The sequence below is a fragment of the Vibrio sp. YQ_11 genome (assembly GCF_043103065.1).
Taxonomy (GTDB): domain Bacteria; phylum Pseudomonadota; class Gammaproteobacteria; order Enterobacterales; family Vibrionaceae; genus Vibrio; species Vibrio parahaemolyticus.
Map to the genome: position 1 here is coordinate 156,669 of NZ_JBICJM010000049.1, position 14,603 is coordinate 171,271.

Here is a 14,603-nt window from a genome sequence, read left to right on the forward strand (position 1 = left end):
AAGAGGCAAACGTTTGCTTTTTCTCTGGCGAGTTAAAATAGTTCTGGTATGATGCCCTCATTCGATTTATTCAGCTGATATTTTCCGCTGAATATCTTCTCCTTAAGACGTTTGATTAAGATGATAGGAATGTCGCAATGAGCCTTGCTAATCAAGTACTTGCCGTCAATGACGACCTGCCAATTCGCACCCACAAACCCGTACATAGCGGAAAAGTTCGTTCAGTTTACTGGTTAACTGAAGAAGACAGTGCCCGACTGATCAAAGAGAAAGGATACGATGTCGCACCAGATGCGCCCCTGGCCATCATGGTGATCAGCGATCGTATTTCTGCTTTCGATTGTATTTGGCATGGTGAAGGTGGGCTTAAAGGTGTACCGGGTAAAGGTGCCGCATTGAATGCCATTTCAAATCATTGGTTTAAGCTTTTTAAAGACAACGGCTTAGCTGACAGCCACATCTTAGATATTCCTCACCCATTTGTTTGGATCGTTCAAAAAGCAAAACCGGTAAAAATTGAGGCAATCTGCCGTAAATACATCACTGGTTCCATGTGGCGTGCATACGCAAATGGTGAGCGCGAGTTTTGTGGTATTCAACTTCCTGAAGGGTTAGAAAAAGATAAAGCACTACCGAATTTGCTAATGACGCCGTCAACCAAAGGCATCCTAAAAGGCATTCCTGGTGTACCAGAAGCAGACGATGTGAACATCACTCGCCAAAATATCGTGGACAACTATGAAGCGTTTAACTTCTCAAGCGCAGAAGATATCGCTCAGTACGAAAAACTGTTGAAAGAAGGCTTTAACGTTATCAGCCAAGCGTTAGAAGAAATCGATCAAATTTTTGTCGATACCAAATTCGAATTTGGTTATGTTCATGACGCCGCAGGTAATGAAAAGCTGATCTACATGGATGAAGTTGGCACGCCAGATTCTTCTCGTATTTGGGATGCAAAGGAGTACCAAGCAGGTAACATCGTTGAAAACTCGAAAGAAGGTTTCCGTCAGTTCCTACTTAACCACTTCCCTGACCCAGATATCTTATTAAACAAAGAACGTATGCCAGAGCGCGAAGCTCTTGCACGCGATAACGATCTTCCTGTTGAATCTTTGATGGATATTTCAAGAACCTACATTGGTATCGCCGAGAAAATTACAGGTAAACCAATTACGCTAAGCGAAAATCCAAAAGCTGAAATCATCGAAATTCTCAGCAAAGAATACGGTTTGATCGACTAGCTATCTGAAAGCTGATTGAAAATTGCCAATAAAAAAGTCCGCCTTGATGAGCGGACTTTTACTTTTTCGCAAGTTTAGATTAGATAATATCTAACGTTGTGCCGTTTGTCGTAGACGCCGACTTCGTCGTCACCTGATACTTTTTGTCTTTGATGGTCGACACCAAGTACCACGTCGATTGAGCGGCATCAGCAGTAAAGGTCACTCGCATAAAGCCACGTTGTTTGATGTCAGCCCATTGCAGCTCGGAGACTAAATGCGGCAAGGTGTATTCCATTTGAGCAATCGCCACCGGTTCCAACGCCAAATACTCTTCTAACCCCGGAGAGCTCACCGAGCTCGTCGCAAACTCGACCCCTATCGGATTGTTTGACACATCTTTTAACTCACTTGCCCACGCGTTGTGAGTATCGCCCGCTAAACACACAAAATTGCCACTGCTTGCCTTGGCCAGTTGGTAAACTTTTTCACGCTCGACATAGTAACCATCCCAAGCATCGAGGTTGTAAGGCAGAGAAATGGGATCTGCACTTGGATCGGCAAGATAACCCGTGATCGCTGTATTGACCGCCAACAACGCTTCTGTTTTCTTCTCTTCTGTTGACGTAAACAGTTGGAACATCGCCGTCATCACTGAACTTGGTAGCTCCATTCGCGACATCAAAACTTGTTGGCCTAAAACGTTCCATTTTGCATCGTGCGTGTTGAATTCATTCATCAACCAAGCAAGTTGTTCAGTGCCTAGCAGCTCTCTGTCTGCACTGCGTGATTGAGCAACTAACCCACCGATGGCTTCCATTGTTGGTGCACTGAGTGAGAAGTAATCCAACGGCTTATCACGACCGACAAGGCGCGTATCGAGCATCATGAGATTCACTAAGTTGCCAAACGAAAACTGACGATAAATCAACATGTTTGAGAATGTATTCTCACGAACTGGCAACCACTCAGTCCATGCAGCCGCAGCGGCGGCTCGACGGTCGATAAAGCGACCTTCATCGTCCTGATGGTTCTCTGCGCCATTTTTCCATGTGTCATTAGCTAACTCGTGATCATCCCAAACTGCAATCATGGGCAGTTTGGCATGTAATGCTTGCAGATCGGCATCTTGACGATATTGGGCGTATCTTTTTCGGTAATCGTCCAGCGTGATACATTCTGTACCTTTGCTCGGTTCACGCCCTAATGCTGCGGCATCTTCACTGGCATAACCTCCAGTCCCATATTCATAAATGTAGTCACCAAGATGTAACACAACGTCGAATGGCGACTGTTCATGTTGATTTAAGATCTCGTGATAAACGTGGAAATAACCCGCTGGATAGTTAGCGCAAGACACCACAGCCATCGATGCTTTTTCTACACCATCTTCAGGCAGAGTTTGAGTTTGCCCTACCTCACTCATCATCTCACCGACCATAAATCGGTAGTAGTACTGAGAATTGGCGTTGAGGTTTTGTACGTCCACTTTTACCGTGAAATCACGTCCTGTATCAGTAGTGAATACGCCACTTTGCACGACATTTAAAAACTCTATGTCGGATGCGACTTGCCAGCTCACATCCACGTAACTCGCGGCTGTAGTCACCCGAGTCCAAATAATCACTTGTGTTTGAGTCGGATCGCCACTGGCGACACCATGTTCAAAACTAACGGCAACGGATTCATTATCGTCGCTGCCACAACCGATTAAACCGGTAGCAACGGCGGTTGAAGAGACAACTTTCATAAAGTCTCGACGAGACAAAGACATACTGACTTCCTTTCTTATTGTGTTTTTATTTTTGCCCAAATAACGCAACGAATAAAAATCTCCCTATCCGCAGACAAAAGAGTATTGATTCGAGCTCACAGCGCCGATGATTTGGGTCGGTAATTTGTCCTAAAAACACTAAGTTAGAAGCTAGTTATGACAATTGCATTTCTAAAGGTTACATTTTTGTTAAATTAAGCGTAAATACTCTATATTCATCACACTTCCAACAAAAGTGGCATTGGACTAAGCCAATCAATAATATGAGCTAGACAGAGCAGGTGGAATGCATGGCGCTTGAGATACGAAAAAAGCGACCCAGAGAGGTCGCTTTTGTGGTGATTCTATTTAAGCGTACAAGTGAGATTAGAAGGCCACGCTTAAAACTTGATATTCAGAACATCTTGCTCCGACGCATCGACCTTTAACTTACTGCGAGATTCAATATATTCAATCTGCTTTGAGTCGAGTGAATATGGCATGACAACACGTAATTCATTTATCCCTTCATGCTTCGCGAGCTGAGTTAAACGAACTAAGTTCGATTCGTCACTTTGACGTGAAGACATCGATTTTAATGCCGCATCCCAGAGTCGATCTTCCGGTCGGCTCAACTCTGCAATGTTCTGCTTCCACATCAAACCAAAAATGGGCGCAATGGTGGCGAACGCCTCTAAGAAGGTCCATTTCTTACTTCCTGTAGCTCCTAAAAAGCTGGTGTAGTCGAACTCAATGCATGTCTTTCCTTGTTGATCCATTCTCTGCCCCCGACACTCGAAAATGAGATATACCAAATATCGTTCAACTATTTTGATATAGCAATGGGATATAAAAGAATAGTCTTTTATGCCCTTAATTACATTCAAAAGGAAATATTAAAACCAGCTTTGTAACAAGTGATGCACAGCTTCGCCATATATAAGCATTCAATTGATTAATATTTCAAACAGCAAACTAAAAACAGGGCTTAAGCGACGGCGTCAATACCAAAAGCTTATAAATTCATCAGCTTAATACCAAGCCCAACACGAGTTTGAGAATGATCATCGTCGATCAGCGTTTCACCGTAGCCATGGTAACCTTGAAGATATACACCAAGAATGTCATTGAAATAGAATGTGTAACCTAGTTCAACCCCACCTTTATCATCAGCAAAGTTGTAAAAACCGCGTGTATTGACCACGCCCGCACGGGTATAAACTTTCGCCCACAACTCGTAAGGCGCGTAGTAATTTTCCATGTCGTCATTTTCTGTGGTAATCACCCACCATGCATGTACGCCATACTCGACTGGGCCAGAAAAACGCTCGGCAGCGACATATAGACGGTCCCAACTGCGTGACAGTTTACTGGATTGACCGTTCGATTCATGTTTGTAACCGGCTTCAACATGATTGAACAACAACATGTTCGATTGATGTGCTAAGAACACTTGCGGCTTGTAGTTTGTTTCTCTAAATGGCGAGGAGATATCAGAGTTTGCCAGTTGCCATAGGGACTTTTGAGTATAAGCCCCCATCAAAGCAGTGCCTGAGCTGAAGCGATAAAATGGAATTGATGCTGAGATCTGAAACTTCACTTCAAAATCTTGCAGTGAATCCATCTCTGAGCCCATTTCGCTATAGGCGCTTTGGTTGATGTCTGTGGTGTATGTACCTAGAACGTAGTTGTCTTCGTAGGTTGAGATATGGGTAATGTCTTTTCCGTAAGCAAGTACGGGGCACAACAAGAGCGGAATTACTTTATACTTCATCGTTATCCTTTTGCCGCCAAACCATAAAGCGGCAATATCATTCCTTATCATCGATAACTTCGACAATAAACAGCAAGGGAAAAGCGGTTAAAGCAATTTTCATTCCGGATTTTATAATTAGCTGAAGATTTTACAATAAGCCGCAGATACACAGCTCTATTGTTATCAGCTCGTTGATAAAAAGCTTATTTTACATCTACCACACGGCTGGCTTTTTTGTACTGAACTTTCCACCCAGCCCATCTAGGAAGTTCCCAGCGTTTAGGGTCACCTTTGCGATTTCCTTCTGTGTAGATGACATGAACCAACTTGCGAGACACAAAATATTCCACATCAAGCTTGAGCTCAGCTAACACGAGCTTCAGAGGGTACTGCTCTGTGAAGTCGTTGTATTCCCACTCGGGAATGCCTTCAAATGGAAGGTCATCGGCCTCGAACAACTCGATGTCATCAACACTTTCAACGCCGAGCGTTGCCAGTTGTTCAGTCAGCCAAGTAGAAAAACAAAGTTCATCAATGACTTTCTTATCCACCAGTTCAGTATTCAGACCTAGGGAGTTGTAGATTTTCCAGTGTTGAATTTGTTGTTTTCGCAATGGAGCAAAGCCTGGCAACAACATTTCTTGTTCGATCATGTCGGCAATAGATTGAATCGCCACTTCACCTTGTAACGCTTGATGCTCGGTGAATATTGTCCGACCAGCGTACACTAAGTGCATAGTTGCTAGCGGAGTCTCATCTTCGTATTGAGTATCACCTTGCTGCCACTCTCCCAGTTCGAGCGTTTTAATGAGTTCGAGCGAAATCGGCATCATGACAGATGCAAGGTTGAGCGTTTGTTTAACTCCCCTACCCGGTACGCTGTGGCTATCTAGCACCAAAGCCGCTTCACTTTTATCCGGAAAACGACTGTTTCGACCAACGACCATTTCCATCGAACCATTGCCAAGTGCATCTCGGCGACGCTCTCTGCGCACAAACACCAATTCAGGATGCAAAGCCGCTATCGCTTGAGTCAGTTGATCTCGTCGATAACGCGAAGCCACTTTCAATTGAGGCAATTCAAATACGTCCCGCATCTGCTTTGCTAAGCCTTGCGCTTCTTCCAGCACACTGGTATCAACAATCACAGCAGGAAGCTGTTCTCCACGCACCAACCGAATCATTAGCGACGCGTCACACCCCAAAGGTTCTTCTCGCTCTAGTGCCTCTGCTGCCTCTCCCCTTTGCAGTTGATACAGCTGTGCAGGCACGGAGAGCGCTGCCGCTAAATCGATCATGGCTTCTTTTTCGGCTTTGGTCGGAATACGAGTCACCAGATCGGCGAATAACGCGTCAATTGGCAGTGGATAAACTTTTTGGCCGTGCTCAGTTACGTCACCGTTGTCATCTAACGCATCCATAGCCTGTAGACAAGAAAGTGCAGCGTTCAAGGACTTTTCTGGAACCGCATCAAGAAAGTGCAGCTCAGACAAACGATAACCACAACACGCCGCCGCCAGCATGGGCTCCACCAGCTCTTCACGATGCAACTCCGGTGGCGTGACCAGCTCTAGTGGAGCATGCTCGCCAAATAAACGGATACAGGTGCCTTCTGCTACGCGCCCTGCACGACCCATTCGCTGAGCGGCACTGGCTTTAGAAATGTTGGTGAGTGTTAGAGCGGTACGTCCGTTGCGCTGAACCGTTCTTCGCTCTAAACCGCTATCAATCACAACACGGATATTGGGAATGGTAAGTGAAGTTTCCGCGACATTGGTTGCCAGCACCACTTTACGCTGCGTTTGAACGGTTAAGGCTCGGTGTCGCTCTTCATCACTGACCGAAGCGTGAAGCTTCACCACCAGCACATCATCCAAGTGCTGTAACATCTGCGCGCACTGAGTGATCTCTTTGCGACCAGGTAGGAACACCAAGATATCGCCTTCTTCATCTTCAAGGGCTTCTTTTACTGCTTTCACGACGTCATTTTCACACCCTTTTTTATTGGGCAGATGACGACTGTCTATAACTCGATGAGTTACCGAGACGGGAAAGCAACGCCCTTCTGAGCGAAGACGATGAGCATTAAGATAATGTGCGAGCTTTTCGCCCTCTAATGTGGCGGAAGTAACAATCAAGCGGTGTTGATTTTCTTGCTTCAAAATTGCGGTTAGTAGATCAATGTCCCAGCGACGTTCGTGAAATTCGTCCACTATCACGATGTCGAAGCTTGCAAGTTTGTCTTCCGCAAACCAACGCAACGCTACACCCGGCGTCACAAACACGACTTCCGTGTTCTCGTCGAAATACGCATGCAGCTTGATCGCGTAACCAATTTTGTTACCTATCGGCTCACCAGATTGCTCCGCAAGAAACTCAGCTAATGAGGTACAAGCAATTCGACGTGGCTCGATGACCAAAACACGTCCGTGCTTTGCCGCCCAAAGAGGAAGGCGTGTTGACTTACCCGAACCCGTTTCTGCTTCCACAACGAGGTGGTGGTGCTTCACGTGTTGGTCAAATTCAGCTTGTAAGCTATCGATAGGCAGTTGAAACATAAAGAATGGATTTTGTTGTGATAATGCTGAGCATTATACCCAAGTGAAAAAATCCTGCTTTAGGTATCTCTTACAACAAATATTGACGATATTTTCGTCGGTAAACGAGTTTTTTTGCGACATTACATTGATGTGCGTCAACGCATGTTTACAACTAAATGGTGAACCCGTTAAAATTTCGTGCGCATCCTTCAACCCTACATTAAGGCACCCAATGAACAACGATAAACGCCCACTATATATTCCATATGCGGGTCCGGCTCTTATGGCAACCCCTCTATTGAACAAAGGCAGTGCTTTTTCTGCTGAAGAACGTAGTTCATTCAACTTAGAAGGTCTGCTTCCAGAGACAACAGAAACAATTCAAGAACAGGTAGAACGTGCCTACCAACAATACAAGAGTTTCGAAAGCGACATGGATAAGCACATTTACCTGCGCAATATCCAAGATACCAACGAAACCCTATTCTACCGTTTAGTACAAAACCATATTTCTGAGATGATGCCGATCATCTACACGCCAACCGTTGGTGCTGCGTGTGAGAACTTCTCGAACATTTACCGTCGTGGTCGTGGTCTATTTATCTCTTACCCGAACCGTGATCGTATCGATGACCTGCTAAACAACGCAGCCAACCACAACGTAAAAGTGATTGTTGTGACTGATGGCGAACGAATCCTAGGTTTGGGTGACCAAGGTATCGGCGGTATGGGTATTCCTATCGGTAAGCTTTCTCTGTACACCGCATGTGGTGGTATCAGCCCTGCTTACACATTGCCTATCGTTCTGGATGTGGGTACAAACAACCCTCAACGTCTTGCTGATCCAATGTACATGGGCTGGCGTCATCCTCGTATTACGGGCCCTGACTACGATGCATTTGTAGAAGAATTCATCCAAGCGGTACAACGCCGTTGGCCAGATGCACTTATCCAGTTTGAAGACTTCGCGCAGAAAAATGCGATGCCTCTACTAGAGCGCTACAAAGACCGTATTTGTTGTTTCAACGATGACATTCAAGGTACGGCAGCAGTAACCGTAGGCTCTCTACTGGCTGCATGTAAAGCGGCGGGTACTCAGCTTTCTAAACAGCGCATCACTTTCTTAGGTGCGGGTTCTGCGGGTTGTGGTATCGCAGAAGCGATCATTGCGCAAATGGTATCGGAAGGGATTTCTGACGAGAAAGCACGCTCTCAAGTTTACATGGTCGATCGTTGGGGTCTGTTACAAGAAGGTATGCCTAACCTGCTTGATTTCCAACAGCGTTTGGTCCAAAAACACAGCAACACAAAAGAGTGGGAAAATGAAGGAAATGGCTTCTCACTACTTGATGTAATGCGTAACGCGAAACCAACGGTACTGATTGGTGTATCAGGTGCTCCTGGCCTATTTAGCCAAGAAGTAATCGAAGAGATGCACAAACACTGCAAGCGTCCGATTGTCTTCCCGCTATCAAACCCAACCAGCCGTGTTGAAGCAACACCAAACGACATCATCCGTTGGACAAACGGTGAAGCGCTAGTGGCAACGGGTAGTCCGTTTGATCCTGTGGTTCACGAAGGTCGCACTTACCCTATCGCACAATGTAACAACAGCTACATCTTCCCAGGTATCGGTCTTGGCGTTTTAGCGGTTAACGCAAAACGCGTGACTGACGAAATGCTAATGGAATCAAGCCGAGCGCTGGCTACATGTTCTCCACTTGCGATTAATGGTCGTGGTGCACTTCTACCACCTTTGGAAGAAATCCACCTAGTATCGAAGAAGATTGCTTTTGCCGTTGCGAAGAAAGCAATCGAGCAAGGTGTGGCACTGGAAATCACAGACGAAGCGCTAAACGATGCCATTGACCAAGCGTTCTGGCAGCCAGTTTACCGCCGTTACAAACGCACAGCATTCTAAGCTTGAGACAACTTGTATAATTATTAGCCCCTACTCTGTAGGGGCTTTTGTTTTTTAAGCTGTTTTTTATCATCCTAACCAGATTTTGGCATAAATGGGCTTCTCTCTTTTTGTTTCTATCAGATATGATGAGGAATACACATTTATTAAAGGGTATAAGACGTTTTGCTGTTTTCTCGTATAAGGTCAAAGTGGAAGCTTAAGTGTTCGTGGAAGCGAATTGCTTTGATTTTGTCGATCTCTTTATTTGGACTCCTCCTGTCTGTCGTTGCCATCGACCGCTGGGTCGCATTGCAGGCCAAAGACAATATCTTTATCGATTACGACCAAATACCCCAGCACGAAGTTGCGGTGGTGCTTGGTACGAGTAAATACATCGGAAAGACACTCAACACCTATTACACTCATCGTATCAATGCAGCGATCGAGCTTTATAAACAAGGTAAAGTGAAACAGTTTTTGCTTAGCGGAGACAACGCACATCGCTCTTACAATGAGCCATGGACCATGAAACGAGATCTGCTTAAAGCCGGCGTTCCAGAAGAAGTCATCCATCTCGATTACGCTGGATTTCGGACTTTGGATTCCATCGTGCGAGCAAAAAAGATCTTCGCCTCAGAGCGTTTTTTGATCGTGACTCAACGCTTTCACTGTGAGCGCGCGTTGTTCATTGCCGATGCATATAATATTGATGCACAGTGTCTTGCGGTTGCAGGCCCAACGGCGAACAAACAGAAAACTTCGATGCGAATTCGTGAACTGCTTGCTCGTGTGAAAGCATTTTTGGATCTCTACGTAATGAATACGCAACCACGCTTCCTTGGCCCTCAAGAGCCAATTCTTGCGGTAGAAGACCCAACAGAAGCATCAAATGCTGAGCGCAACATTCCTATAGAATAATCGGCTGGCACCATTTTCGTGCATCACGTCACACATGAATAACAATTCGTTAAAAACAAATGGGTAGAGTTCTACCCATTTCTAAATCTCAACCTCACATTTTCTTATTTCGCCTACGATTCAGGCCAAATTGCCCTTCGCATTCGCAGTAACATTTAATCAATAAATAACTACAAGTCAGTTACCTTGCCATAAAAAACCGACAAAAAGGCAATGCAAAAGGAGCACACCCATGACCGCACTCGCTGTGACACTGAAGAATTGGTTCTTCACTCGCAACAGCATGATTTTGAATGCCAACATTCTGCTGTTCATTATCTTGTTTAATACCCTACCCTTTGAACCAAAAGTCGTAACCGGCATCAGCATCTTAGTTTTTGTTGCGATTCTTTGGTTAACAGAAGCGATTCACGTCAGCATTACTGCTTTGCTGATCCCGATGCTTGCCGTCTTCTTGGGCGTATTTAACACCCAAACAGCACTGAATAACTTCTCGAACTCAATCATCTTCTTGTTCTTGGGTGGCTTCGCTCTCGCCGCTGCGTTGCACAAGCAGAAACTTGACCAAGCACTCGCTGACAAAGTGTTGCTGATTGCTCGTGGTCGAATGTCTGTCGCGGTATTTATGCTGTTCGGTGTGAGCGCAGGTCTTTCAATGTGGATTTCCAACACAGCAACAGCCGCGATGATGCTTCCTTTGGTATTAGGTGTCATGACGAAACTGGACGCGAAGAAAAACCACAACACATTCTTGTTCGTTCTTCTCGGTATTGCTTACAGTGCCTCTATCGGCGGTATCGCTACGCTAGTTGGTAGCCCACCAAACGCGATTGCTGCGGCCGAAGTAGGTTTGAACTTCACGGAATGGATGAAGCTAGGTCTGCCAATCTCTTTGATTTTGATGCCAATTGCGATTTTGGTTCTTTACACCATGACCAAGCCAGATTTGAGCCACAAGTTTGAACTTGACCACAAACCTGTTGAGTGGACGAACGGCAAAATGGTCACACTGGCAATCTTCTTACTTACCGTCACTTTGTGGATTTTCAGCAAGCCGATCAACACCATGCTTGGCGGTTTTGCAAAATTCGACACCTTGGTTGCGATTGGTGCCATCTTGCTGCTAGGCGCATCTCGAGCAGTCGAATGGAAGGACATTGAAAAGACAACAGACTGGGGTGTTCTGATCCTGTTCGGCGGCGGTATCTGCTTGAGTAACGTTCTAAAAGCAACAGGCACCAGCGTTTTCCTAGCGCACAGCCTAACTGGCTTCCTTGAGCAAGCAGGTGTATTACTCACTATCCTTTCTGTGGTTGCCTTTGTCGTCTTCTTGACTGAGTTTGCAAGTAACACAGCAAGTGCAGCGTTACTAGTACCAGTGTTCGCGACCATTGCCGAAGCACTTGGTCTATCACCAGTGATTCTGTCAGCGCTTATCGCGGTAGCCGCATCTTGTGCCTTCATGTTGCCAGTTGCAACGCCACCAAATGCAATTGTGTTCGGTACGGGTCACATCAAGCAAAAAGAAATGATGAGAATCGGCTTCGTATTAAACATTGCTTGTATCGGTGCACTGACACTGTTCGCTTGGTTGTTCTGGTAAAGAAACACTGACTCGATTAGCACTACACTGCTGTTCACGGTGATCGAATTGATAGCCCAAACTTCCCCTAAAGTGGTGTTCAGCAGTTTCCCTCTTGGTGGCCAGTTGGCCACCTTTTTTATTCTTTCTTACCTCGTATTGGCGGATTCACTTTGCATTCTTCCCTCTAAAGGGGGGAATTCCTAGCGCTCAATCAACCTTTACTCTTAGAGCCTGAACAAACTCTCATACCAGCTTCAATGAACAATCGAACTCAATAGCCTGCCAACACAAACTGTAGACACAAAAAAGCCGTCATACTTTGCTTTCATAAGCTCAGTACAACGGCGCGTTTAAACGAAAAGTGTGAATCGCTAGAACGTCATGCTATCTATTTATGCCTCATTCTTTTGGCAACTCAACAATCCGTAGTTCACCTCAACGCGGTTTCGACCATTACGCTTAGCGAGATACAATACTTCATCGGCTCTTGCCATGGTCTCGGTTACCCGCTCATTTTGCATTTGGGCCACACCAATACTGCAAGCAAGCGCCTCACCATGAACCCACAAGTGGTTTGCGACATTCTTGCGTATCATCTCGGCCTTTTTCACGGCTTGTTCGATATTGGTATCTGGACAGAAAACCACAAACTCTTCACCACCCCAACGAACCAAACGGTCATCAGGTGCAATAGAACTGGCAACGACCATGACGAATTCACGCAGAATATCATCCCCCATTTGATGCCCGAACTTATCGTTAATCTTCTTAAAGTTATCTAAATCCATATAAAGGATGCTCAACGTCGAGTGCCCCCAACGTACTTGGCGTGCTTGCTGTTCTAACCAAGTTTGTACAGCATGACGGTTCATCGCTCCGGTTAGCGCATCTCGGTGCGCCAACTCGGCAAATTCGTAATTCTGCGCGCGCAAAGTGCCATTCACTTTTTCTAGATGACGATGACGACGCTTCGCTTTTTCATACGCCGCTCTGTTTTTCCGTAGTTCATGCAGAGAGAAAGCCAGCCCTAAAGCCATCCAAGAAAACAATAGAGCAAACAACAACGTTTCTTGTGCAAGATAGGCACCTTCAAATTCGATCTTATCAATCACAATTTTGTGCTGACCAAGCGCAGCACCCGAACCAGTGGCAATATCAATACGCGTAATGTTCGAAAACTCTGGCGCAGAATGTCCAATATCGACCTTGTTATCCGCAAGCCACCACGTCATTACCTGTAAGTTCTTAATCGGAATCTCGATGGTTTCACTAAAACTCGATGGAGAAAACTGCATGCCATTGTATTTGATAGTGTATTCATCATCCGGTTTCGAGTATTCCGGATTGTAGTTTCTCAGATAAAGACGCAGGTCATGGCTTGGGTTTTGCCCATCTCCCGCCTTTTCATAATGAAGCTTTAATCGGATGGTATGGTAATTAGAAAGATCGATGCCATGCGTTGGCTTCGCAACATCGGTATAAACCGAGATACCGCAATACGGCCAAGCATAACTGCTTTTTTTTAGCTCACAATTGAGTACCAAGCTTTGCGCATCATAGGTGATATCGGCCGAGCTTAGCCCACCTTCGCTCGCATCTTTTGTAGCATAAATATTGAATTGTTCAGGTGTAATGACGAGCTTACGCGTATCACCTAACACACTGTACAGAGCAACTAAACTGATCGTACAAATCGAAAGAGCGAAGATTAATTTGTGTATCCACTTCATAGGCAAGTGACCTGCTTAACTTATATACAACACAGTGTACTCAATGATATTTCGAACTTCAAATAAAGTCATTTATCAAGAAACAAAATTACTTTTGGCTTGGGTTCTTATTTCCGATACATGATAACGCGTTTTGAACCGTTATCACGGTTTAAAATCGTCCAATTTGATGACTTACTTGTTATTTGCGAAGCAATTCACAACCACTCAAGCGAGGCACCATCATGCTTTGCGACGAGAAACAATGGTCATTCATTGTGGAAACATTGCCAGTTATTAACCCTGTCAACCCTGCATCTTGAGCGCACTTCGTTATATACTGTCGCAAAACACAATAACGAGTAATGTCATGTCATTAATTGCTACTGGTACGCTAAACAAAATGCGTGCTTCTCTCGATGGTGCCGTCAGCTATCGTCTTCCTGTGGGTGATGAAGAAGTCGATTTGTCACCGTTTCTCGGTAAAACACTCACGTTGACGCATACTGGCAATATTTTTTGTTGCTCATGCGGTAAGAAAACCAAGAAGAGCTATTCTCAAGGCCACTGTTTCGTGTGTATGAAGAAGCTTGCGAGCTGCGATATGTGCATCATGAAGCCAGAGACTTGCCACTACGATCAAGGCACATGCCGCGAACCGCAGTGGGGAGAAGAAAACTGTATGGTGGATCACTTCGTGTATCTATCAAATACATCAAGCTTGAAAGTGGGCATCACTCGCCACACTCAAATTCCAACACGTTGGATTGATCAAGGTGCAACTCAGGGTCTGCCAATTTTCAAAGTCAAAACGCGTCATATTTCAGGCTTGATTGAAGTGGAACTGGCAAAGCATATTGCAGACAAAACAAACTGGCGCACTTTGCTTAAAGGCGATGGTGAACCGATTGAGTTACAAGATCGTTTTGCTGAACTGCTCCCTCTTGTACAAGACAAAATTGCTGAAATCAAACAGCAATTTGGTGAAGATGCCATCGAGGTGCTGAGCGAAACCACTACCGATCTTAGCTACCCCGTTCAGCAACACCCAACGAAAATCACCTCTCATAACTTCGACAAAAACCCGGTTGTGACTGGTATTTTGCAAGGCATCAAAGGTCAGTATCTGATTTTTGATACCGGTGTGATTAACGTCCGCAAATTTACATCTTACGAAGTTGAAGTAAGCGCGTAGATACGTCTGCTTTGCTATACAAAC

The 14,603-nt window shown here is 45.2% G+C and carries 10 protein-coding genes; 5 read left to right on the forward strand and 5 right to left on the reverse strand.

The window, feature by feature from the left end; all coding sequences use genetic code 11:
• The first annotated feature begins 137 nt into the window (after positions 1-137).
• On the forward strand, positions 138-1,241 hold the full coding sequence (locus ACF8EG_RS21040) for a phosphoribosylaminoimidazolesuccinocarboxamide synthase (protein WP_021449212.1): 1,104 nt from the start codon (positions 138-140) through the stop codon (positions 1,239-1,241).
• A gap of 79 nt (positions 1,242-1,320) precedes the next feature.
• On the opposite strand, the gene ACF8EG_RS21045 is transcribed toward ACF8EG_RS21040, so the two are convergent.
• The 4 genes from ACF8EG_RS21045 to ACF8EG_RS21060 form a co-directional block, all read right to left on the reverse strand.
• Positions 1,321-2,994, reverse strand: coding sequence for an alkaline phosphatase (locus ACF8EG_RS21045; RefSeq protein ID WP_069505077.1), 1,674 nt, complete (start codon positions 2,992-2,994; stop codon positions 1,321-1,323).
• Positions 2,995-3,374: 380 nt separating this feature from the next.
• Positions 3,375-3,752 carry a hypothetical protein gene (locus tag ACF8EG_RS21050; RefSeq protein ID WP_005462601.1) on the reverse strand — a complete coding sequence of 126 codons (378 nt, stop codon included), beginning with the start codon at positions 3,750-3,752 and terminating at the stop codon, positions 3,375-3,377.
• Between the two features lie 236 nt (positions 3,753-3,988).
• On the reverse strand, positions 3,989-4,747 hold the full coding sequence (locus ACF8EG_RS21055; protein ID WP_069505075.1) for a phospholipase A: 759 nt from the start codon (positions 4,745-4,747) through the stop codon (positions 3,989-3,991).
• 185 nt (positions 4,748-4,932) lie between these two features.
• Entirely contained in the window at positions 4,933-7,287 is a 2,355-nt protein-coding gene (locus ACF8EG_RS21060) for a helicase-related protein (protein ID WP_069505073.1), read from the reverse strand.
• A 214-nt stretch (positions 7,288-7,501) separates the two neighbouring features.
• Between ACF8EG_RS21060 and ACF8EG_RS21065 the strand changes: the two genes are divergently transcribed.
• The 3 genes from ACF8EG_RS21065 (at position 7,502) to ACF8EG_RS21075 (ending at position 11,693) form a co-directional block, all read left to right on the forward strand.
• A complete protein-coding gene (locus ACF8EG_RS21065) occupies positions 7,502-9,190 on the forward strand; it encodes an NAD-dependent malic enzyme (protein WP_005462599.1) in 1,689 nt (562 codons plus the stop codon).
• 165 nt (positions 9,191-9,355) lie between these two features.
• Positions 9,356-10,090, forward strand: a complete 735-nt coding sequence (locus ACF8EG_RS21070) for a vancomycin high temperature exclusion protein (RefSeq protein WP_005462605.1) — start codon at positions 9,356-9,358, stop codon at positions 10,088-10,090.
• A gap of 232 nt (positions 10,091-10,322) precedes the next feature.
• On the forward strand, positions 10,323-11,693 hold the full coding sequence (locus tag ACF8EG_RS21075; RefSeq protein ID WP_015296581.1) for a DASS family sodium-coupled anion symporter: 1,371 nt from the start codon (positions 10,323-10,325) through the stop codon (positions 11,691-11,693).
• Positions 11,694-12,067: 374 nt separating this feature from the next.
• Here the strand turns inward: ACF8EG_RS21075 and ACF8EG_RS21080 are convergent, their stop codons facing one another.
• Entirely contained in the window at positions 12,068-13,405 is a 1,338-nt protein-coding gene (locus ACF8EG_RS21080; RefSeq protein ID WP_069505071.1) for a GGDEF domain-containing protein, read from the reverse strand.
• A 349-nt stretch (positions 13,406-13,754) separates the two neighbouring features.
• Here ACF8EG_RS21080 and ACF8EG_RS21085 point away from each other — a divergent pair, with 349 nt between their 5' ends.
• Entirely contained in the window at positions 13,755-14,579 is an 825-nt protein-coding gene (locus tag ACF8EG_RS21085) for a DUF2797 domain-containing protein (protein ID WP_025542344.1), read from the forward strand.
• The last annotated feature ends 24 nt before the right edge of the window (positions 14,580-14,603 follow it).

What these genes read in the sequence shown, in the direction of transcription:
- ACF8EG_RS21050 (WP_005462601.1), bottom strand. Translation starts at nt 3,752, where the DNA reads ATGGATCAACAAGGAAAGACATGCATTGAGTTCGACTACACCAGCTTT.
- ACF8EG_RS21045 (WP_069505077.1), bottom strand. Translation starts at nt 2,994, where the DNA reads ATGTCTTTGTCTCGTCGAGACTTTATGAAAGTTGTCTCTTCAACCGCC.
- ACF8EG_RS21085 (WP_025542344.1), top strand. Translation starts at nt 13,755, where the DNA reads ATGTCATTAATTGCTACTGGTACGCTAAACAAAATGCGTGCTTCTCTC.
- ACF8EG_RS21055 (WP_069505075.1), bottom strand. Translation starts at nt 4,747, where the DNA reads ATGAAGTATAAAGTAATTCCGCTCTTGTTGTGCCCCGTACTTGCTTAC.
- ACF8EG_RS21075 (WP_015296581.1), top strand. Translation starts at nt 10,323, where the DNA reads ATGACCGCACTCGCTGTGACACTGAAGAATTGGTTCTTCACTCGCAAC.
- ACF8EG_RS21040 (WP_021449212.1), top strand. Translation starts at nt 138, where the DNA reads ATGAGCCTTGCTAATCAAGTACTTGCCGTCAATGACGACCTGCCAATT.
- ACF8EG_RS21060 (WP_069505073.1), bottom strand. Translation starts at nt 7,287, where the DNA reads ATGTTTCAACTGCCTATCGATAGCTTACAAGCTGAATTTGACCAACAC.
- ACF8EG_RS21065 (WP_005462599.1), top strand. Translation starts at nt 7,502, where the DNA reads ATGAACAACGATAAACGCCCACTATATATTCCATATGCGGGTCCGGCT.
- ACF8EG_RS21080 (WP_069505071.1), bottom strand. Translation starts at nt 13,405, where the DNA reads ATGAAGTGGATACACAAATTAATCTTCGCTCTTTCGATTTGTACGATC.